The sequence below is a fragment of the Rhizobium sp. Leaf262 genome (assembly GCF_001422245.1).
Classification (GTDB): domain Bacteria; phylum Pseudomonadota; class Alphaproteobacteria; order Rhizobiales; family Rhizobiaceae; genus Agrobacterium.
The window spans coordinates 189,085-209,304 of record NZ_LMMM01000012.1 but is presented as its reverse complement, the minus strand read 5'-3'; the positions used below and the strand labels follow the sequence as shown (position 1 = coordinate 209,304).

Here is a 20,220-nt window from a genome sequence, read left to right as displayed (position 1 = left end):
GGCGCGACCAATTCTCATTTTACCGGAACTGTCCTATGCTCAGCGAAGGACGGTGGGGGAGAGCAATCTGGTGCTTCCGGGGTGGATCATATTCGGATCGGCATTCGCCTATATTCTGCTGCTCTTTGCAGTAGCGAGTTATGGTGACGCCAAAAGCCGGGGCAAGCCTCCTTCGAAAAAGGGCAGGCCCGTCGTTTATGCGCTCAGCCTTGCCATCTACTGCACGTCTTGGACCTATTTCGGCGGCGTCGGCCTGGCCTCCGAAAGAGGACTCGAGTTTCTCGGCATCTATACCGGCCCCATCCTTGCCTTCACGCTCGGCATGCCGATCCTGCGGCGCATCGTGGAACTGGCCAAGGCCGAGAAGCTGACCTCGGTGGCCGATTTCATCGCGGCCCGCTATGGCAAGAACCCCACGGTCGCGACATTGGTGTCGATCATCGCGCTGGTGGGGGCTATTCCCTATATTGCATTGCAGTTGAAGGCCGTATCCAACTCGGTCGCCGCCATGGTCGACCCGCGCGATTACGGAATCGGCAGCGGCAACCTCTATTTCCTCGATCTGCCATTGCTGGTGACGGTCGTCATGGCAGGCTTCGCCGTTATCTTCGGAACACGCCATACCGACGCGACAGAACATCAGGACGGTTTGATCCTCGCCATTTCCATGGAGTCTGTTGTCAAGCTGATCGCCATCTGCACAGCGGGTGTCTATGTCGTGTTCTTTCTGTTCGACGGCCCATCGCAGCTTTGGCAACTGGCGTCAGAAAACGGCCAGGTCATGCAAGCCATGTCTTATCAGACGCCGATCAGCCGCTGGATCGTGCTGACGATGCTGTCAGCCTTCGCAATCATCCTGCTGCCGCGCCAGTTTCATGTGACCGTGGTCGAAAACCGTACTCCAAACGAATTGCGCATGGCGGGACTGCTGTTTCCGCTCTACCTCATCGCCATCAATATCTTCGTATTGCCGATTGCCATTGCCGGCCTGTTGACGTTGGGAGCAAATGGCGATGCCGACCTCTATGTGTTGCAACTGCCCCTGATCAACCAGATGCCGGTGGTTTCGCTCATTACCTTCATTGGCGGCTTTTCCGCTGCCACCGCCATGGTCATCGTCGCCTCCGTGGCGCTTTCCATCATGGTCTCAAACGACATTCTGATGCCGATTTTCCTGCGGCAGAAGCTGCTCAATCGCTCCTCGCACCGCGATGACTTCGCCAAGACGCTGCTGAACATCAGGCGAACAGCAATCTTTGCCGTTCTGCTGCTCGGATATGCCTATTATCGGGCGGCAGATAGCGCATCTGGCCTTGCCTCCATCGGTTTGCTTGCCTTTGCAGCCATTGCACAGATGGCTCCCTCACTGCTTGGCGGGCTGGTATGGCGGCGGGCCAATGCACGCGGCGCGATTGCGGGCCTGAGTTCGGGCTTCTTTGTCTGGGGCTACCTGCTGTTTTTGCCCAGTCTAGGAGGACCGGACAACTCCCATATTGCAGCAACGGTTCTGAGCTTCCTCATGCCCGGCACGACTTTGTTCAGCGGACCGGGCGCCGATCCGCTGGTCAACGCGGTTATGCTCAGCCTGCTCGTCAATTGCGCGGCATTCGTTCTGGGCTCGCTGTCGCGCAATCCGCGCCCGGTTGAGCGCATCCAGTCCGGCATCTTTGTCAAACGCCACTCGAAATCCCAATTCGCTACCCGAGGCTGGAAAACGCGCGTTAGCGTGGGCGATCTGAAAACGGCGGTTGCTCGCTATCTTGGGGAAGAGCGTATGCTGCGATCGCTCTCCGCTTACGAAAAGACGGCCGGGCGCAAGCTGGAAGACGACCAGCCGGCAGATATGGCGCTCATCCATTTTTCAGAGCAATTGCTGGGTAGCGCCATCGGGTCGTCATCGGCGCGGCTCGTGCTGTCGCTGATCTTGCAAAAGGCCGAAGATACCAGTGCTGATACCGTCTGGCTGCTGGATCAGGCAAGCGAGGCGCTGCAATATAATCAGGACATGTTGCAGACGGCATTGGCGCAGATGGATCAGGGTATTGCCGTCTTCGATGTTTCGCAGCAACTGACCATTTGGAACCGCCGTTTCCGGACGCTACTGGATCTGCCGGAGCAGTTCGGCCGGGTGGGGCAACCGCTCAATGAAATCGTCGCGATGCTGGAAGAGCGAGGCGATATTGCCGCCGGTCAACAGAAGCATACGATCGATCTTTTCCTGACGATGGACATGCCGTTTTCGCTGGTGCTGGCGGGCGGTGCGCGCATCATCGAGGTCCGTTCCAACGCCATGCCGGACAAGGGCATCGTTGCCACCTTCACCGACATCACCCAGCGCGTGGCGAGCGACCAGGCGCTGAAGCAGGCCAATGAAACGCTGGAGCAGCGCGTGGAGGAGCGCACCGGAGAGCTGACGCGGGTAAACCACGAACTGGCCGAAGCACGGGCGGCTGCCGATGAGGCCAATATCGGCAAGACCCGCTTCTTCGCCGCTGCCGGTCACGACATTCTCCAGCCGCTCAATGCTGCCCGGCTCTATTCGTCCGCTCTGGTAGAGCGGGTTGGCGCTTCCGAAAACGGCTCACTTGTCCAGAACATCGACTCGGCGCTGGAATCGGTGGAGACGATCCTCGGCGCGGTGCTGGATATTTCCCGGCTGGACACCGGCTCCATGAAGCCGCGCATGGCATCCGTTTCGCTCAACGATCTGTTCAAGCGCATCGAGACGGATTTTGCGCCCATGGCGCGTGAGCGAAATCTGGAACTCGTCGTCATGCCGACATCGCTCACCGTGAAGTCCGACGTCAATCTGTTGCGGCGTCTCGTCCAGAACCTTGTCTCCAACGCCATCAAATATACCGTCTCCGGCAAGGTTATCGTTGGGGTGAGGCGTCGCGGCAAGGAAGCGGTCATTCAGGTGGTCGATTCCGGCATCGGCATCCCATCGTCCAAATTCCGCACTATCTTCAAGGAATTCGCACGGTTGGACGAAGGCGCAAAGACCGCTTCAGGTCTGGGGCTGGGTCTCTCTATCGTCGACCGGTTATCGCGCATTCTGCACCATCCGGTTCATTTGTCATCGGTTCAGGGCAGGGGAACCTCCTTCCGCGTTCATCTGCCGCGCGATACCACACAGACCCGCTCCGCAAAGGTGTTGGCCCGCGATGTGCCGCAGACAATTGCGCCGCAACTGCATGGCTTCAGGGTACTGTGCATCGATAATGAACCGAAGATACTAGAGGGGATGGCACTTTTGATGTCCGGCTGGGGTTGCGAGGTCGGCACCGCACCTTCCTTCGAGGCCATCCAGGCCATGATCGAAGGCGAAGACGCAGTGGCCGGCGTCATGCCAGACATCATTATTGCCGATTACCATCTGGACGATGGCAATGGCGTGGACACCGTGCGCCGCCTCAGAGACCTTTATCGAAAAGACATTCCCGCTCTTTTGATCACAGCCGACAGAACACCCGAGGTTCGGGCTCAGGCAGAGAAGGAAGGCATTGCCGTGCAGCACAAGCCGGTGCGACCGGCAGCCCTCAGAGCCTATGTCAATCAGGTCTTCAGCATGACCCGGGCAGCGGCGGAGTGAATAAGAAAAGGCCGCCTGACGGGTGTCAGACGGCCTTTTGCAGGTTTCAATGAAGCGACTACCTCACGCAGCGCGGCTATATCGATCCCGCTGCTGCTGTGGCTGGCCGATCTGGAAGCGTTGAACCAGACCAAGCAGGGCTTCGACTTCTTCCGACAGCATTTGAGTTGCAGCGCTGGACTCTTCAGCCATGGCGGCGTTTTGCTGTGTCATCTGGTCCATCTGGTTGACGGAGCCGTTGACTTCCTGAAGTGCGGAAGACTGGTCGGCCGTTGCTGTCGCGATGGTTTCGACGTGCTTGCTGACGATGACGATCTGCTGGCTGATGTCGGACAGGACCTGCCCGGCTTCCTGGACCAGCAGCGCACCGGTGCCGACTTCATTGGTGGACTGGTTGATCAGCGTCTTGATTTCGCGGGCGGCATCTGCCGAACGCTGTGCAAGTTCGCGAACTTCCTGTGCCACGACGGCAAAGCCCTTGCCTGCCTCACCTGCACGTGCAGCTTCGATACCGGCATTGAGCGCCAGAAGGTTGGTCTGGAAAGCGATGTCGTCGATGACTTCGATGATCTGCTCGATCTTCTTGGATGCGTCCTCGATACGACCCATAGCATCGACCGCGTTCTTGACGACGGTGCCGGAACTGTCGGCGCTTTTCTGCGTGACGCGAACGGCCTGGTTGGCTTCGCGGGCACGTTCCGCAGACGACTTAACGGTTACGGTGATCTCTTCGACGGCAGCGGCAGTCTGTTCCAGAGAGGCAGCCTGCGATTCCGTACGACGCGAAAGGTCATTGGAGGATTCGCGCATTTCCATGCCGTTATGCTGAATGACCAGCGTTCTCTCACGGATCTGTGCCAGAACATCCTTGAGGTTGGCCAGCGAGTTGTTGAAGTCAGAGCGAAGCTGTTCGAGACGGCCCGAGAACGGCGTATCGATGGTTTGCGTCAGATCGCCCTGCGAAAGGCGGGCAAGACCGCCTGCAAGCTGGTTGACGGCAAAGTCGATCTGACGGTCGGTTTCGCGCTTTTCGGCGTCGTTACGACCGCGTTCCGCTTCGGCTTCGGCGCGCTCTTGCGCGCTGCGTCCTTCGATGACCAGCTTTTCGTGCGCATTGTCACGGAAGACTTCGAGGGCGCGTGCAATGTTGCCGAATTCGTTCTTGCGCTGCACATAGGGGATTTCGGTGTCGAGCTTGCCTTCAGACAGCGTCTTCACTGCGTTGGTCAAGACGCCGAGCGGACGAAGGGCGCGGTTGATGACGTAATATCCCAGTGCGCCGAAGACCAGCATGACGCCGAAGCCGCACCAGAGAACAATATCGCGCAGTCCATCGATATGAGCCTGATAGACGGTCATGGGAACGCCCACGAAGAGAATGCCGACGGCAGCGCCGGACTTCGACAGAACCGGTACATAACCAGTCATGTAGTCAGTGCCGAACAGGCGGGCCTGACCGAAATACGCTTCGCCTTTGCTGATCTTCGCATAGGCCGGGCTATCGAGCGCCAGCTTTGTGCCGACGGCGCGTTCACCTTTTTCGTTCTTCACGTTGGTGGAGATACGCAGGAAATCGGAACCCTGAGCCTGGAACACTGTGGCGACGCCGCCATTGGCGATGCCGGTACGGTCCACGAGATCGAAGTCGAGCAGAGTGCCAACGCTTGGTCTGCTCACAGACTTGAGTTCGCCGTTTTCGATGGCAACCTGTGCGCCACCAACCTTCATTTCATAAAGAATGGCCATGCTTCTGACGGCACGCCGCGTATCGAGAAGCGCGCTTTCCATCACGTCTTCCTTCAACCTCATATAGGTTGTCGTACCGACGGCAACGATGCCCATGAAAATGAGTGCGATCGTCAGACAGACCATCTGAACTACGATCGATCTGGAAAAGAAACTCGCCATTACATACCCCGACAATAACTGAATTTCGCCACATTGAGGCAAAAATGTTAATATTCAGAGTACAAGCGCGCCTTGTAAATACGCGATAATATTGAGCTTTCTCATATATTTGATGTCCGTCAAATATAGTATATCATTGCTATTGTTGCAAATTTGGTCCCTGCCTGGCAAAATAAAACCTGTATTACAGCCAGTCAGTTTGGAAGAAAAAACGTCCGGCAAAGTAGAGCTGCCGTGTTTTTGCAGCCGCAAGTATCACAGGCTCTGCCGACTGTTGGGGTTTTGCTCGGCACGGTCTCTGTAAAGTGCGGCTCGACCCAGCAGCATCAATGATACGGGTGTCGTGATCGTCATGAAAATGCCGATAAAAATCTCATGGAAAATCCGACGTTCACCTGAAACCGAGAAATAAATGATCGATGCAATCACGATGCCACCGGTGCCCCAGCTCGTCCCGAGCGTGGGCGCATGCAGTCGCTGATAGAAGCTTTGCAGCTTGGTAAAGCCAATGGTGCCGATCAATGCAAGCGACGAACCGAGAAGCACGAAGAAGGCGACCAGTATGGCGGCCCATAGGGGGAATTCGGCGGCGTTGCTCATTCGATGACCTCCCCGCGCATCATGAATTTTGACAGCGCAACGGTTGAAACAAAGCCCAGTATCGCGATCAGCAGGGACGCTGCGAAATAGACGTCGTTGCCTGTGCGCAGACCGAAGGTCAGCACCAGCAGCATGGCGTTCACATAGAGCGTATCGACACCCAGAACCCGGTCCTGCGCGCGCGGGCCGATGGCAATGCGATAGACCGAGAGCGCCATGGCGATGGCAAGGAAGAACTGGGCGATGGAAAACGACCAGAAAAGGATAACCGAACTCATTCGAATATCTCCATCAGTAGTTTTTCGTAGCGGTTTTTGATGATGTTGCGCCAATGCGCCTCGCTGACCTCGTCCAGAACATGGATGAGCAAGGTGCCCTGCGAGGAGTTATATTCCAGCCATGCGCTTCCCGGCGTCGCCGTCAGCACGATGGCGAGGATCGCAAGCCCCATCGGGTCACGCAAATCCAGCGGCACGGTCATGAAGCCCGCATTGATGTCGCGCTCGCGCCGGAACAGGATGATGGTCGCTACGGCGATATTGGAGCGAATAATATCGTAGAACACGATGGCGATCAGCTTGACCAGCAGATGCCAGTTGCGGATTCGCGGTTTTGGCGGACGCAGCGACGCCATGGCCCAGGAGGCGATCATGGCAACGACTGTTCCCAGCAGCAAATGGCCGGGCGAGAAGCTGTTGATCGTCATCCAGAAGATGGCAAGCGATATCGTCAGCAGAGGGTAGGGTAGGATGCGTCCGATCATGGCGCGGCCTCCGCATTGGTTGCGGCGCGTGGAGCGGTCATGACACCCTGGATATAGCTCTGTGGCAGTCCGCCGATACGTGCCGTTTCCTGCATGTAACGCATGATGGGGCCGGCGGCGATGGTCATGGCAAGCGTCATGCCCAACAACATCAAAATTGGCGCGATTTCGATGACGAGAACGCGTGGCACCGTGCCTTCGAGAGAACCCCAGAAAGTACGAATGCCAGCACGGGTCATGGAAATCAGCGAGGCCAGACCGGAAAAGACGATGAGGAACACCAGCCACCACGATAGCGTCGAGACCGTATCGTTCGCACCCAAGCCGGATGGATTGAGAATAGCCGACAGCATGGAGAACTTGGCAATAAAGCCCGACAGAGGCGGCAGCCCGGCCAGCAGAATACCGCAGGCGGCAAAGCACACACCCAGTACCGCCATCGTGGCGGGCATCGTCACGCCGACTTCGTCTTCGACCTCGTCCTCATCCCCGTCGCCATAGGCTTCCATGGTAACGGCAAGCACGTTGGCGCCCGCATCCTGTCCGCGTTCCACGAGTTCGATCAGCAGGAAGAAGGCGCTGATCGTCAGGGTCGAGGAAACGAGATAATAGAGTGCGCCTGCGGCGACCGTAGGATTGCCCGTACCCATGGCGGCCAGCAGCGTGCCGGACGAGACCAGAACGGAGAACCCGGCAAGACGTCCCAGCGCCTGCGACGCCAGCACACCGATGGTGCCGAAAACGATCGTGGCGATGCCGCCGACCAGAAGGGCATCATGGCCGAAGCCTGCGGAAGCGCCCGCCGTTTCCCCGAACAGCAGGAAGGACAGTCTGGCCACAACGTATATGCCGACCTTGCTCATAATGGCGAAGATGGCGGCAACGGGCGCAGAGGCTGCGCTATAGGCCGATGGTAGCCAGAAATTCAACGGCCACATGCCGGCCTTGACCAGAAAGGCGATGCCGAGAACGGCCGAACCCGTCTCCAGCAGCATGCGCTGATCAGGATTGAGGCCCGCAATGCGCTGGGCGAGATCGCCCATGTTAAGCGTTCCCGTCACCCCGTAGATGAGGCTGACACCAATCAGAAAGAACAGGGCCGCAACCAGATTGATGGCGATGTAGTGCAGTCCGGCCTTGACTCGCAATTGTCCCGAGCCGTGCAGAAGAAGGCCGTAGGATGCCGCAAGCATGACCTCGAAGAAAACGAAGAGGTTGAACAGGTCGCCCGTCAGAAACGCGCCGTTGACACCCATCAGCATCAAATGGAACAGTGAGTGGAAATGCGCCCCCGCCTTGTGCCATTTCGCCAGTGAATAGATGAGCGAGGGTATGGCCAGAAGGGCCACAAGCAGAACCATCAGCCCCGACAGGCGGTCGGCGACGAGCACGATGCCGAAGGGGGCTGGCCAGTTGCCCAGCAGATAGACGCCGGTCGAAATGACGGCTGCGACTTCCGTATTGACCGTGGAGTTGACCTCGATGAACAGGCCGATGGCCACGGCCAGAGACACGAAGGTCGCAAGGACGCTGACAAGAGCTTTTGCGGTGCGCTTGCGCTCGTCGATGAACAACAGGATCGCGCCAGCAATCAGAGGCACCAGGACTGGCGCGATGACGATGTGGACGGGGAAGTAATTCACTTGTTTTCCCTCCCGTCGACATGGTCGGTACCGGTCAGGCCGCGGGCGGCAAGCAACACAACGAGAAAGAGTGCTGTCGTTGCAAAGCCGATGACGATGGCCGTCAGCACCAGCGCCTGTGGCACGGGGTCGGTCAGCGTGGAGGTAATGACGCCATCCAGAAGCAGGGGCGGCGCATTGGTCTTGATGCCGCCGACGCCGAAGATGAAGAGGTTGACGGCGTAGGACAGCAGCGAAAGGCCGATGATGACCTGATAGGTGCGCGGACGCAGGATGAGCCAGACACCCGATCCCGTCATGACGCCGATGCCAATGGCAAGAATGAGTTCCATTACGCCTCCTCCGCTTTTGCGGCGTCGGGCGTACGTACCTTGTAATTACGCAGCGATTGGTGCGCCAATGCTATCAGAATAAGAACGGTTGCGCCGACGACCAGCGAGAAAACGCCAAGATCGAAAAGCAGCGCCGTCGCAGTTGGCATTTTGCCGATGTACGGGATCTCCGTGTACTGGAAATAGGATGTCAGGAACGGGTAACCCAGGAACCAAGACCCCATGCCAGTTGATGCCGCCATCAGCAGGCCAAAACCCATCCAGCGCAGCGGCAGAATACGAATTCGATCCTCAGCCCAGCGGGTACCCCCTGCCAGATATTGCAGCAGGAAGGCGATTGCCAGCGTAATCCCGGCTGAGAATCCGCCGCCGGGAAGGTCATGTCCACGAATGAACAGGAAGAACGAGAAGGTGACGATGACCGGGAACATCCACTGCATGATGACGGACGGCACCAGAAGGTAGTCGCGCACCGTGTCGCCCTTGCTTCGATCGGGATTTTCCGCATCGAACGCATTCTGGATCAACTGCTGTTCAGGCAGGCCGATGCTTTCCTGCGCCGGTCGGAAACGGCGCAGAAGCGCAAAAACGGTAAGGCCGACGATGGCCAGAACCGCGATTTCACCCATCGTATCGAAGCCGCGGAAATCCACCAGAATGACATTGACGACATTGGTGCCGCCGCCTTCCAAATAGGCTTTTTCAAGGAAGTAGTTGGCGATCGTGTTGGGCACAGGCAGTGTCATGACGGCAAAGGCGATGACGCTCATGCCGATGCCGCATGCGACCGCGAGCAGGAAATCGCGTCCACGACGAAGCTGCGAGGGCAACTCGTTGTTGTTGTCCACTTTCACCATGCGCTTGGGCAGCCAACGCAAACCCAGGAGAATGAGAACCATGGTGACGATTTCGACCAGCAACTGTGTGATGGCCAGATCCGGCGCCGACAGCCATACGAAAGTAAGGCAGGTGACGAGACCCGCGACTCCGAGCATGACGAGAGCCGCCAGCCTGTGATATTTGGCCTGCCAGGCTGCGCCCATGGCGGCGATCATGCCGATACCCCAGAGGATAGCGAAAATCGGATCGAAGGTCGTGACGCTGGGCAGGGTCAGGGAAAATTGCGATGACGCCAGCGGCGAAAAGCCCGCAATCAGCGCCACCAGAATCAGCATGCGCAATTGCGGCTGAAGACGGCGCGTGCCGAGTGTGCTTTCCAGCCAGCGCGCCCATTTCCAGGATACGGTCACGATGATGCGTTCGAAGATGCGCTGACCGCGCAGATGGCGAAACACCGGTGGACCATCTTCGCAACGCGAGAAATACCCGCCGAGCGCGGCATAGATCGCAACGCCACCGATCAGCGCCACAAGGCTCATCATCAGGGGCAGGTTGAATCCATGCCAGATCGACAGGCTATAAACCGGCGTCTGCGGACCCAGTACCGACAGCACCGCCGAATGCAGGAACGGGCCGATGGACAGGCTTGGCACGATGCCGACGATCAGGCAGGCAAGAACGAGAAACTCGATCGGGAAGCGCATCCAGCGCGGTGGCTCGTGCGGCTTGGGGTTGGGAATATCGTGCGGAGGCGGGCCGAAGAAGACGGTGTGAATGAAGCGCAATGAATAGGCGACCGCGAAAGCCCCTGATAGCGTTGCGACATAGGGCAATGCTTTGTCCAGCAGCGAATCCGCGTGGGTTTCGACGGATTCGGCGAAGAACATTTCTTTCGACAGGAAGCCATTGAACAGCGGCACCCCGGCCATGGCTGCACTCGCCGCCATGGCCAGCGTGGCGGTGGCGGGCAGAAAGCGATAAAGGCCACTCAAACGCCGCATGTCGCGCGTGCCAGTTTCATGGTCGATAATCCCCGCTGCCATGAAGAGCGATGCCTTGAAGGTGGCATGGTTCATCATGTGGAAGATGGCTGCGACCGCAGCAAGGGGGCTTCCAAGGCTCAAAAGTGTGGTGATGAGGCCGAGGTGGCTGATGGTGGAGTAGGCCAGGAGACCCTTGAGATCCTGCTGGAACATGGCGAAATAGGCGCCGAGCAGAAGCGTCGTGATACCACAAAATCCTAGCAACCAGAACCATTCTGGCGTTCCCGCGAGAACCGGCCAGAGCCGTGCCAGCAGAAACACGCCCGCCTTCACCATGGTGGCGGAATGGAGATAAGCCGAAACCGGTGTCGGTGCCGCCATGGCATTGGGAAGCCAGAAATGGAATGGGAACTGCGCACTTTTGGTGAGCGCGCCGATAAGGATGAGGACGAGGGCCGGAACGTAGAGCGAATGAGCCCTGATATCCGCAGCCTTGGCAATAATGTCGTCCAGATCGTAGCTACCTGCCATATGGCCGAGGATCAACAATCCGGCAAGGAGGCAGAAACCGCCGATACCCGTCACCGTCAGCGCCATGCGTGCGCCATCGCGGGCAGTGGCATTGTGGTGCCAGTATCCGATCAGCAGGAAGGAGAAGACGCTTGTCAGTTCCCAGAAGATCGATAGCAGAATGACATTGCCGGACAGGACGATGCCCATCATCGAGCCCATGAAGGACAAGAGAAACGCGAAGAAGCGGGGAATGGGGTCTTCCGCCGACATGTAATAGCGGGCGTAAAGTACAACAAGGAGGCCGATGCCCGTGATGAGGATGAGGAACATCCAGGCAAAGGCATCCAGCCGCAGCGTGAAGTTGAGGCCGAGCTGCGGCAGCCATTCCACGTCGTATTTTATGACCGCGCCACCCTTGACGCTGCTGTAGAGAAAGATGGTGGCAAGCAGCGCGAAAAGCGCAATGCCACCGGCAACCGAGGCTGGCGCGCGGGCGGCCCCGTCGCGCGGCATCATGGCGGTAATGATGCTGCCGATGAAGGGCAGGGCAATCAAAATGGGAAGAAGGACTTCAAGTCTCATAAAAACAGGCAATTTCTCTGGCGTTGCGATTTGGCGGTCGGTGTGTCCGTCAGCTTCGCCAGACCCGCCACTTAGGAGCGGAAAAATTGGCCGCGACGGCTATTGGGTTGAATTCGGTGGACCACGGGGCGAGACCAGTCCGGCGAGACGAAAACCTTGCGGATCGGTCCGCAGGTCATCAAAGCCGATTTGGGCTTTCGTATAGTCCGTTACCAGCCCGTAACCCGATAAAATTCCACCAACAAAACCGTGATCGAGTGTGGCGCGGCAAAGATCGCACATCGCGTCCGGTCCGGCGGAGCGCGCATCCGACGGCGTGACGTGCTGGGGCAGGTGCGTGCGTTCGAGGCGGTGGGGCTTGAGAACCGGGGTCGCATTGGCAGCGGCCTGAATTCCCATGAAAACGAGCATGCCCGCGACGAAGACGTCGATCAGCCTTGTGGAGTGACGCGGGGCGCTACGGCCTTTCCCCATCCATGGCAAAATCGTGTCTCCTTAGTCGTCGTCAGCGTTTCGTTGAAACATCACCATGGAAGCGGATATCGTGTGATTTTGTTTTAGGGGAACGGTGTTGCCATTGTCCAGCGCGGGAGGGCTAAAAATAAGAAATCTTTTCCAAAAAAGCCGATTCCTGAACGAAGCTTCCGCGTGCTAGACGTTACGAAAGGTAAATTGCATAACAAATTTTAGCATTCGTAGGTGAAACCGAGCTTTATTAACTTTCAAGCAAGGAATTAACCATAAAGATTGGACGTATTTCACGGCGGAACGAGGATTTTACTCAATCTTCTTCCAGGCATGACGCCGCCCTGCCGTACCGGGACTGATCCGGTATTATCTTTGATTGCAGAAGGCTCAGCAGCGTCAGTGTGGCATCCGCTTAGGATGCGCATCACCGTGAACATATCCCCACCGGATACTGGCATTCTCAATCGGTCATCGGCCGGTTTAATCCGGCGAAGTTTTTTGGGGACGTCGCTTGGGGCAGGAATTGCCAACAGATCAAACGCGAAAGGCCACAGGCGGCAGCCTGGCAGGCCGGTTGCGTTTTGCCGGTCTTACCCAAGACCAGTGCGATCTGCTGCGCCGTTACCGCACCATGCTGGAGCCCCACGTCAAGGCGGGCCTGCGCGACCTGATGGTGCGCTTCCAGTCCATGCCGGACTGTTCGCCATCGTTCGAGAGTGAAAACCAGCTTGACCGTCTCCATGATCTGCAGACCGCGCATTGGAGCGTGCTGACGGATGCCCGGTTCGATGCGGTCTATGCGGAGCGCATCAAGGTTCTGTCCGACACCGAAAGCCGCATGGGTCTTGACCCGCGCTGGCACGTAGCCGGACATGCGGTGGTTCTGGAAAATCTTCTGGACGGCCTGATTGCCGATCACGCGCCACGCACGTTTCTGCCCGGCAATCGCAAGCGTCAGCGCGAATTGGCCGAGGCCGTCAAAGCCGTTGTGCGTCTGGTGATGGTCGATACCGAGATTGCGGTGTCATTGCGTTTCAACGAATTGCGCATTCGCCACACGCAGGAACTGGCAAAGCAGCGCGAGGACGATCAGGCAGACGCCAAGCGTCTGCTGGGCGATGCCCTGAATGCCTTTGCCGCAGGCGACCTTACCGCACGTATCAAAGGCGATATTCCCGAGGCCTATCGCGATCTGGCCGAAGCTTTCAATGGCGCGCTGGAAAAGATCGAGGCATCGATGGCATCGGCCCAGGCGGGCGTGCGCGATGCACAGACCGCAGCCGAGCGTATGGCAAACGAAGGCCGCAGCATGGCGTCGTCGTCGTCGCAGCAGGCACAGAAATTCAATGGCGCATCGGAAACGCTCGGTGCCGTCATCGGCGAGGTTCGCGCCAGCAGCGAACGCATCCACGCAGCCGAAACCGCCATGAAGCAGGCCCGCACTGCCGCCACCGATAGCGGCACTGCCGTCGGCGAAGCGATCAGCGCCATGGCCGGTATCGAGCAGTCTGCCGAACAGATCGGGCGCATCATCGGCTCCATCGATGAAATCGCCTTCCAGACCAACCTCTTGGCGCTCAATGCGGGCATCGAGGCAGCCCGCGCAGGCGAAAGCGGTCGCGGCTTTGCCGTCGTGGCTCAGGAAGTCCGCGCGCTTGCGCAACGTTCTGCCGATGCAGCAAGAGAGATCAAGAACCTCGTCAACGGCACCAAGACCCAGGTGGATGAGGGCGTTCGCATGGTCAACCGCACGCAGGAAGCCATTGGCGGCGTTGTCCGTCAGGTCTCCGGCGTCAGCGACATGATCGGCGATGTTGCCCGCCGCACCGGCGAAAACGTGACCAGCCTTCAGGGCGTTGCGGTGGAGCTGGGCTCCATCGGTGCGGAAACGGAACGCTCCGCAAACCGCCTGACGACTGCCTCGCAGGAGGCCGACGACCTACACACGGTTATTCTCGAACTGGGCCGGACCGTGCGGGAATTCCGCATCGCCCGCCAGATGAACGCAGGCGCACAGCCGGCTACGAGACATCAACAGGACAACGTGGCAGCCATGCGTGAAGAGCCCATGGATTACGGCTACGTGCACCAACAATTCAGACGCCAAGGAGTGATTTGATGGCAGGCAGGAAAGCAGCGCAGTCGACATTGAAACTGTCACCGGTGCTGGACCTCAATCAGGCATCCGTCTTGCACGGAAAACTGATGGAAATGAGGGGTGCCCCGCTTGCGGTGGATGCCTCCGAGGTCGAGCGCGTGGGCGTGCAATGCGCCCAGGTCTTGATGGCCGGTATCAAAGCCTGGGAAGCGGATGGCAAATCCTTCTCCTTCTCCAAGGCATCCGACGCTTTTGACAAAACCCTTAAACTGATCGGCGTTGACATCGATCATCTGCTCCCGAAGGAGATACAGAAATGAAGAAGAAGGTTCTGACCGTCGACGACTCCAGAACGATCCGTAACATGTTGCTGTTGACGCTGAACAATGCCGGTTTCGAAACGATCCAGGCAGAAGACGGCATCGAGGGACTGGAAGTCCTCGAAGGCTGTGATCCAGACGTCATCGTCACGGATATCAACATGCCGCGTCTCGATGGCTTCGGCTTCATCGAAGGCGTCCGCCGCAACGAGAAATATCGTGCGGTTCCCATTCTCGTGCTGACCACCGAAAGCGATGCAGAGAAGAAAAATCGTGCCCGCCAGGCAGGCGCGACCGGCTGGATCGTCAAGCCGTTCGACCCTGCAAAGCTGATCGATGCCATTGAACGCGTAACTGCCTGATACGGGACCACTCACGATGGATATGAACGAAATCAAAGAAATCTTTTTCCAGGAGTGCGAGGAGCAACTCGCAGAGCTGGAATCGGGTCTTCTGAAATTAAACGACGGTGACCGCGATCCGGAAACCGTGAATGCTGTGTTTCGTGCCGTTCATTCCATCAAGGGTGGAGCGGGTGCATTCGGCCTCGACGATCTCGTGGCTTTCGCCCACGTTTTCGAAACGACACTGGATTGCGTACGCTCGAACAAGCTCGAACCTGATCAGGACGTTCTGAAGGTCATGCTGAAATCGGCAGACGTTCTGGCCGACCTCACCAATGCTGCCCGTGATGGCGGCAGTGTCGAGGAAAGCCGTACGCGTGGCCTGGTCAAAGAGCTGGAAGCACTGGCGAATGGCGAAAAGCTGGCCCCCGGTTCGTCCGCATCCGAGCCTGCTCCGGCACCGAAAGCGGCAGCACCGGCGGCCGTTGCTGCGCCTGCGCCGACGGATGAAAGTGGTTTCCAGCCCGTCGCTTTTTCCTTCGGCGAATTCGAGGACGATACCACTCCTCTTATGGAAACACCGTCCTTCAGCGTCGTCTTCAAGCCACAGAACTCCCTCTACTCCAAGGGCAACGAGTCCGCTCTCCTGCTGCGTGATCTCTCCCGCATCGGCGAGATGAGCATCAACTGCGATATGTCGGCCCTGCCTGCGCTGGAAAATATTGAGCCTGAAGCGGCCTATTTCCAGTGGAAGATCACGATCAAGACGGACAAGGGTGCCGCTGGCATCCGCACCGTGTTTGAATTTGCGGAATGGGATTGCGATCTGGAGATCACCGAGATCGTTTCCGAAGCGCCGCCTGAAGAAGAACTGCCGATGATACCGGTGCCGTTCGATCTCTCGGTTCTGGATGAAGAGGTTCTGGAAGAGCCCGCCGTTCAGTCCGGCTCTGCCGATGAAAACCTGTCCGCAAAGACGGTCTCGACGGCGGTTGCGGCAACAGAAGTGACACGTGCGGTTTCTGCCGCTGCCGAAAAGAAGGAAACACCGGCTGCTGCTGCCAATGCCGCAGCGGCTGCAAATGCCAGCGCCGGTCAGACCATCCGCGTCGATCTCGACCGCGTCGACCGTCTGATCAACCTGGTGGGCGAGCTCGTCATCAACCAGGCGATGTTGTCGCAGAGTGTTATCGAAAACGACACGACCGGCACGTCTGCCGTGAACATGGGTCTCGAAGAACTTCAGCAGCTGACGCGCGAAATTCAGGACAGCGTCATGGCCATCCGTGCGCAGCCGGTGAAGCCTGTCTTCCAGCGCATGTCGCGTATCGTCCGCGAAGTGGCCGACATGATCGGCAAGCAGATCCGCCTGATCACCGAGGGTGAAAACACCGAAGTGGACAAGACGGTCATCGACAAGCTGGCCGAGCCGCTGACGCACATGATCCGTAACGCCGTCGACCACGGTATCGAAACGCCTGAAAAGCGCGAAGCAGCCGGCAAGAACCCGGAAGGTACGGTCAAGCTGACGGCGAAACACCGTTCGGGCCGTATTCTCATCGAACTTCAGGACGATGGCGCGGGCATCAACCGCGAACGCGTTCGCCAGAAGGCCATCGACAACGATCTGATCGCCGCCGACGCCAACCTGACGGACGAAGAAATCGACAACCTGATCTTCGCACCGGGCTTCTCCACCGCCGACAAGATTTCCGACATTTCGGGTCGCGGCGTCGGCATGGACGTGGTTAAGCGCTCGATCCAGGCACTCGGTGGTCGCATCAGCATCACCTCGCGTCCGGGCCTCGGCTCGACCTTCACCATGAGCCTGCCGCTGACGCTTGCCGTTCTCGACGGTATGGTGGTGACGGTTGCCGGTCAGACGCTTGTCGTGCCTTTGACGGCGATTGTCGAAACGCTGCAGCCGGAAGCCGTGAACATTCACTCCTTCGGTTCCAACCAGCGCCTGATCTCGATCCGCAACTCCTTCTGCCCGCTGGTGGATGTCGGTCGTATCCTCAACTTCCGCGCCACACAGGCAAACCCCGTCGAAGGCGTCGCACTTCTGGTGGAATCGGAAGGCGGCGGCCAGCGTGCTCTGATGGTCGATGCCATCCAGGGTCAGCGTCAGGTCGTGATCAAGTCGCTCGAAGCCAACTACACCCACGTTCCGGGCATTGCTGCCGCAACCATCCTTGGCGATGGCCGCGTGGCTCTCATTCTCGATGTGGATGCCGTTGTCGGCGCGTCTCGTGGCCAGTCGCTCAAGCAAGAGATGTCTCTTGCGGCAGCCGGTTGAAAAGTGGTGATGAATGACAGCGCTCAAATTTAACGATCAACGCCAGTCACCGGACGAAGTGCTCGCCAGCGGAGAATATCCGCTGACGCGCCGCGACCTGTCCGAAATCGCCGCGATGATTTATGCCGATGCGGGCATCTATCTGAACGACACCAAGGCGTCGCTCGTTTATTCGCGACTGTCGAAACACATCCGCAATCTGGGTATTTCCGGGTTTCGGGAATATTGCGTACTGGTCTCCTCTCAGGAAGGTGCCCATGCCCGCAAGGAAATGTTGTCGCATCTGACGACGAACTTCACCCGCTTCTTTCGTGAAAATCACCATTTCGAACACCTGCGCGACGAGGTCCTGCCGGGCCTCATCAATCGGGCCAAGACGGGTGGACGCGTCCGAATCTGGTCCGCTGCCTGTTCCGACGGGCAGGAGCCCTATTCGATTGCATTGACTGTTCTGGCGATGTTTCCGAACGCCGCCGAATATGACTTCAAAATCCTGGCGACCGATATTGACCCGAAGATTCTCGCGCAGGCCCGTGCAGGGGTCTATGACGAGAATGCGCTCGAAACCGTATCGCCCGCCATGCGCAAGCAGTGGTTTCAGGATGTCGATGTTGCCGGTCGTCGCAAGTATCAGATCAGCGACAAGGTCAAGAAGCTCATCACCTTCAACGAGCTGAACCTCATGACGCAGTGGCCCTTCAAGGGCGGCTTCGATGTGATTTTCTGCCGCAACGTGGTGATCTATTTCGACGAGCCGACGCAGGTGAAGATCTGGTCGCGTTTTGCCGGTCTTCTGCCGGAAGGCGGACATCTCTACATCGGTCACTCCGAGCGTGTCTCGGGCGACCCGAAGGCGCTCTTCGACAACACCGGTATCACGACCTATAAATACATCGGCAAGCCAGGCGGGAGGAAAGCATGAGCGCACCCGCACGGGTTCTCGTTGTCGACGACTCTCCCACCATGCGTGGGCTGATTTCCGCCGTGCTGCAGGCCGATCCTGACGTGGATGTTGTCGGTCAGGCCGGCAACGCCATGGAAGCACGCGCCGCGATCAAGGAACTCAATCCTGACGTCGTGACGTTGGACATCGAGATGCCGGAAATGAACGGCCTCGAATTCCTGGAAAAGATCATGCGGCTTCGGCCCATGCCCGTCATCATGGTTTCGACGTTGACCCACCGGGGCGCTGGCGCTTCGCTGGCGGCTTTGGAAATCGGTGCCTTCGATTGCGTCGGCAAACCGTCGCCGGGTGACAGCAGACCGTTTGGCGATCTGGCCGAAAAGGTAAAGGCTGCGGCCCGTTCGCAGCATCAGACCTACCGTAACGTTGCGACGGAGCGTCCTGCCCCGCCACAGCCTATGGCGGTCAGCGACTACCGCGGGGGTCGCAAGATCGTGGCGATCGGTTCCTCGACGGGTGGCGTCGAGGCTCTGATTTCCGTTTTGCAGAAGTTTCCGGCCAATTGTCCGCCAACGGTCATTACCCAGCACATGCCGCCGACCTTCACCAAAAGCTTCGCCGAGCGGCTCAACCGCCTGTGCGCACCTGTCGTGGAAGAGGCGACTGATGGGGCACGTCTCCAGACGGGTAAAATATATCTGGCGCCCGGCGGCGAACGCCATTTGCAGGTCGTTAATCATTCCGCACCAAGTTGCAGGCTTTTGGAAAAAGAACCTGTTAATGGCCATCGTCCATCGGTGGACGTTCTGTTCGATTCCGTGGCTGAACTCGCCGGCCGCAATGCCGTCGGCGTCATTCTGACAGGGATGGGGCGTGACGGTGCTGCAGGTCTTCTCAAGATGCGCCATGCCGGTGCCCGCACCGTTGGCCAGAACGAAAAAACCTGTGTCGTCTATGGCATGCCGAGGGTCGCCTATGAACTGGGTGCCGTCGAACACCAATTTCCGCTCAACGCCATCGGCGAAGAAATTCTGAAACTTACTGCTGCCCGAAAAGAAGGTTCCGACTAATGTCTCTTGCAGAAAAAATCAAAGTTCTGATCGTTGACGATCAGGTGACCAGCCGCCTCCTGCTCAGTGATGCACTGACGCAGCTCGGCTTCAAGCAGATCACCTCCGCTGGCGATGGCGAGCAGGGCATGAAGATCATGGAGCAGCAGCCCCATCATCTCGTGATCTCCGACTTCAACATGCCAAAGATGGACGGTCTCGGTTTCTTGCAGGCGGTTCGCACGAACCCGACCACCAAGAAGGCAGCCTTCATCATTTTGACTGCGCAGGGCGACCGTGCGCTGGTTCAGAAGGCAGCACAGCTTGGCGCTAACAACGTTCTGGCCAAGCCGTTCTCCATCGACAAAATGAAGGCGGCAATCGAAGCCGTATTTGGATCCTTGAAATGATCGAAACTGCAGCCAAGCGCGTGCACATAATTCAGGGCGAATATAAAATCGCCAACGATCCCGATGTGGTGCTGACCACCATTCTCGGCTCGTGCGTGGCTGCATGTCTCAGAGACCCTGTTGCGGGCGTCGGCGGCATGAACCATTTTCTGCTGCCGGGTACAGGGGGCATGGGGGGTGGAGATGCAACCCGTTATGGGGTGCATCTCATGGAGCTTTTGATCAACGGCCTGCTCAAGCAGGGCGCGCGCCGTGATCGTCTTGAGGCAAAGATTTTCGGTGGGGCGAAAACCATTGCCAGCTTCTCGAATGTCGGCGAACAGAACGCCGCATTCGCGGTGCAATTTTTGAAGGATGAAGGCATTCGTCTTGTGGGGTCTTCGACGGGCGGGGAGTCGGGTCGCAAGGTGGAGTTCTGGCCGGTTTCAGGACGGGCGCGTCAGCACCCGCTCAGCGGAGCCGAAACACAGTCGACCGTTGCGCTGGAAAGACGTCCGGCGCCGGCTCCGAAGCCAGTGGCCAACGATATCGAATTTTTCTAAGGCGGCTTACACGAGCGCATTGCTCACGCC

17 protein-coding genes are annotated in these 20,220 nt (G+C 58.3%); 9 read left to right on the top strand and 8 right to left on the bottom strand.

Going from position 1 to position 20,220, the window contains the following annotated elements:
* Positions 1 to 70 precede the first annotated feature (70 nt).
* Complete coding sequence (locus tag ASF29_RS12010; RefSeq protein WP_062450910.1) at positions 71 to 3,592, top strand: PAS domain-containing hybrid sensor histidine kinase/response regulator; 3,522 nt, start codon at positions 71 to 73, stop codon at positions 3,590 to 3,592.
* Positions 3,593 to 3,655: 63 nt separating this feature from the next.
* On the opposite strand, the gene ASF29_RS12005 is transcribed toward ASF29_RS12010, so the two are convergent.
* The 8 genes from ASF29_RS12005 to ASF29_RS11970 all read right to left on the bottom strand — a co-directional run bounded on the left by ASF29_RS12005 (position 3,656) and on the right by ASF29_RS11970 (position 12,239).
* On the bottom strand, positions 3,656 to 5,500 hold the full coding sequence (locus ASF29_RS12005; protein ID WP_062450909.1) for a methyl-accepting chemotaxis protein: 1,845 nt from the start codon (positions 5,498 to 5,500) through the stop codon (positions 3,656 to 3,658).
* A gap of 255 nt (positions 5,501 to 5,755) precedes the next feature.
* Positions 5,756 to 6,100 (bottom strand): monovalent cation/H(+) antiporter subunit G, encoded by a 345-nt coding sequence (mnhG, locus tag ASF29_RS12000; protein ID WP_062450908.1) that lies wholly within the window; start codon positions 6,098 to 6,100, stop codon positions 5,756 to 5,758.
* Complete coding sequence (locus ASF29_RS11995) at positions 6,097 to 6,378, bottom strand: K+/H+ antiporter subunit F (protein ID WP_062450907.1); 282 nt, start codon at positions 6,376 to 6,378, stop codon at positions 6,097 to 6,099. Before ASF29_RS11995 ends, mnhG begins: the two co-directional genes overlap by 4 nt.
* The gene (locus ASF29_RS11990; protein WP_062450906.1) at positions 6,375 to 6,863 is read right to left on the bottom strand and encodes a Na+/H+ antiporter subunit E; all 489 of its coding nucleotides are present in this window, start codon (positions 6,861 to 6,863) and stop codon (positions 6,375 to 6,377) included. The genes ASF29_RS11995 and ASF29_RS11990 overlap by 4 nt, the downstream gene beginning before the upstream one ends.
* Positions 6,860 to 8,506: a monovalent cation/H+ antiporter subunit D gene (locus tag ASF29_RS11985; RefSeq protein WP_062450905.1), complete on the bottom strand. Its 1,647-nt coding sequence runs from the start codon at positions 8,504 to 8,506 to the stop codon at positions 6,860 to 6,862. Before ASF29_RS11985 ends, ASF29_RS11990 begins: the two co-directional genes overlap by 4 nt.
* Positions 8,503 to 8,838, bottom strand: coding sequence for a Na+/H+ antiporter subunit C (locus tag ASF29_RS11980; protein ID WP_062450904.1), 336 nt, complete (start codon positions 8,836 to 8,838; stop codon positions 8,503 to 8,505). The genes ASF29_RS11985 and ASF29_RS11980 overlap by 4 nt, the downstream gene beginning before the upstream one ends.
* The gene (locus tag ASF29_RS11975; RefSeq protein WP_062450903.1) at positions 8,838 to 11,756 is read right to left on the bottom strand and encodes a monovalent cation/H+ antiporter subunit A; all 2,919 of its coding nucleotides are present in this window, start codon (positions 11,754 to 11,756) and stop codon (positions 8,838 to 8,840) included. The genes ASF29_RS11980 and ASF29_RS11975 overlap by 1 nt, the downstream gene beginning before the upstream one ends.
* A 99-nt stretch (positions 11,757 to 11,855) precedes the next feature.
* Entirely contained in the window at positions 11,856 to 12,239 is a 384-nt protein-coding gene (locus ASF29_RS11970) for a hypothetical protein (RefSeq protein ID WP_156462640.1), read from the bottom strand.
* Positions 12,240 to 12,747: 508 nt separating this feature from the next.
* Here ASF29_RS11970 and ASF29_RS11965 point away from each other — a divergent pair.
* Genes ASF29_RS11965 through cheD form a run of 8 tightly spaced genes read left to right on the top strand, consistent with a single transcriptional unit; the run spans position 12,748 to position 20,190 of the window.
* The gene (locus ASF29_RS11965; RefSeq protein ID WP_244473540.1) at positions 12,748 to 14,343 is read left to right on the top strand and encodes a methyl-accepting chemotaxis protein; all 1,596 of its coding nucleotides are present in this window, start codon (positions 12,748 to 12,750) and stop codon (positions 14,341 to 14,343) included.
* Positions 14,343 to 14,642, top strand: coding sequence for an STAS domain-containing protein (locus ASF29_RS11960; protein ID WP_062450901.1), 300 nt, complete (start codon positions 14,343 to 14,345; stop codon positions 14,640 to 14,642). Before ASF29_RS11965 ends, ASF29_RS11960 begins: the two co-directional genes overlap by 1 nt.
* Positions 14,639 to 15,004 (top strand): chemotaxis response regulator CheY1, encoded by a 366-nt coding sequence (gene cheY1 / locus ASF29_RS11955; RefSeq protein WP_062450900.1) that lies wholly within the window; start codon positions 14,639 to 14,641, stop codon positions 15,002 to 15,004. Before ASF29_RS11960 ends, cheY1 begins: the two co-directional genes overlap by 4 nt.
* A 16-nt stretch (positions 15,005 to 15,020) precedes the next feature.
* Complete coding sequence (locus ASF29_RS11950; protein ID WP_062450899.1) at positions 15,021 to 17,285, top strand: chemotaxis protein CheA; 2,265 nt, start codon at positions 15,021 to 15,023, stop codon at positions 17,283 to 17,285.
* A gap of 13 nt (positions 17,286 to 17,298) precedes the next feature.
* The gene (gene cheR, locus ASF29_RS11945) at positions 17,299 to 18,207 is read left to right on the top strand and encodes a protein-glutamate O-methyltransferase CheR (RefSeq protein ID WP_062450898.1); all 909 of its coding nucleotides are present in this window, start codon (positions 17,299 to 17,301) and stop codon (positions 18,205 to 18,207) included.
* Positions 18,204 to 19,259: a protein-glutamate O-methylesterase CheB gene (gene cheB, locus ASF29_RS11940; RefSeq protein ID WP_062450897.1), complete on the top strand. Its 1,056-nt coding sequence runs from the start codon at positions 18,204 to 18,206 to the stop codon at positions 19,257 to 19,259. The genes cheR and cheB overlap by 4 nt, the downstream gene beginning before the upstream one ends.
* Positions 19,259 to 19,648: a chemotaxis response regulator CheY2 gene (cheY2, locus tag ASF29_RS11935; RefSeq protein WP_042618009.1), complete on the top strand. Its 390-nt coding sequence runs from the start codon at positions 19,259 to 19,261 to the stop codon at positions 19,646 to 19,648. Before cheB ends, cheY2 begins: the two co-directional genes overlap by 1 nt.
* Complete coding sequence (gene cheD / locus ASF29_RS11930; RefSeq protein ID WP_062450896.1) at positions 19,645 to 20,190, top strand: chemoreceptor glutamine deamidase CheD; 546 nt, start codon at positions 19,645 to 19,647, stop codon at positions 20,188 to 20,190. The genes cheY2 and cheD overlap by 4 nt, the downstream gene beginning before the upstream one ends.
* Positions 20,191 to 20,220: the final 30 nt, after the last annotated feature.

Excerpts from the sequence above, each read along its gene's own strand:
- ASF29_RS12005 (WP_062450909.1), bottom strand. The coding sequence starts at position 5,500 with ATGGCGAGTTTCTTTTCCAGATCGATCGTAGTTCAGATGGTCTGTCTG.
- mnhG (WP_062450908.1), bottom strand. The coding sequence starts at position 6,100 with ATGAGCAACGCCGCCGAATTCCCCCTATGGGCCGCCATACTGGTCGCC.
- ASF29_RS11995 (WP_062450907.1), bottom strand. The coding sequence starts at position 6,378 with ATGAGTTCGGTTATCCTTTTCTGGTCGTTTTCCATCGCCCAGTTCTTC.
- ASF29_RS11990 (WP_062450906.1), bottom strand. The coding sequence starts at position 6,863 with ATGATCGGACGCATCCTACCCTACCCTCTGCTGACGATATCGCTTGCC.
- ASF29_RS11980 (WP_062450904.1), bottom strand. The coding sequence starts at position 8,838 with ATGGAACTCATTCTTGCCATTGGCATCGGCGTCATGACGGGATCGGGT.
- ASF29_RS11975 (WP_062450903.1), bottom strand. The coding sequence starts at position 11,756 with ATGAGACTTGAAGTCCTTCTTCCCATTTTGATTGCCCTGCCCTTCATC.
- ASF29_RS11960 (WP_062450901.1), top strand. The coding sequence starts at position 14,343 with ATGGCAGGCAGGAAAGCAGCGCAGTCGACATTGAAACTGTCACCGGTG.
- cheY1 (WP_062450900.1), top strand. The coding sequence starts at position 14,639 with ATGAAGAAGAAGGTTCTGACCGTCGACGACTCCAGAACGATCCGTAAC.
- ASF29_RS11950 (WP_062450899.1), top strand. The coding sequence starts at position 15,021 with ATGGATATGAACGAAATCAAAGAAATCTTTTTCCAGGAGTGCGAGGAG.
- cheR (WP_062450898.1), top strand. The coding sequence starts at position 17,299 with ATGACAGCGCTCAAATTTAACGATCAACGCCAGTCACCGGACGAAGTG.
- cheB (WP_062450897.1), top strand. The coding sequence starts at position 18,204 with ATGAGCGCACCCGCACGGGTTCTCGTTGTCGACGACTCTCCCACCATG.
- cheY2 (WP_042618009.1), top strand. The coding sequence starts at position 19,259 with ATGTCTCTTGCAGAAAAAATCAAAGTTCTGATCGTTGACGATCAGGTG.
- cheD (WP_062450896.1), top strand. The coding sequence starts at position 19,645 with ATGATCGAAACTGCAGCCAAGCGCGTGCACATAATTCAGGGCGAATAT.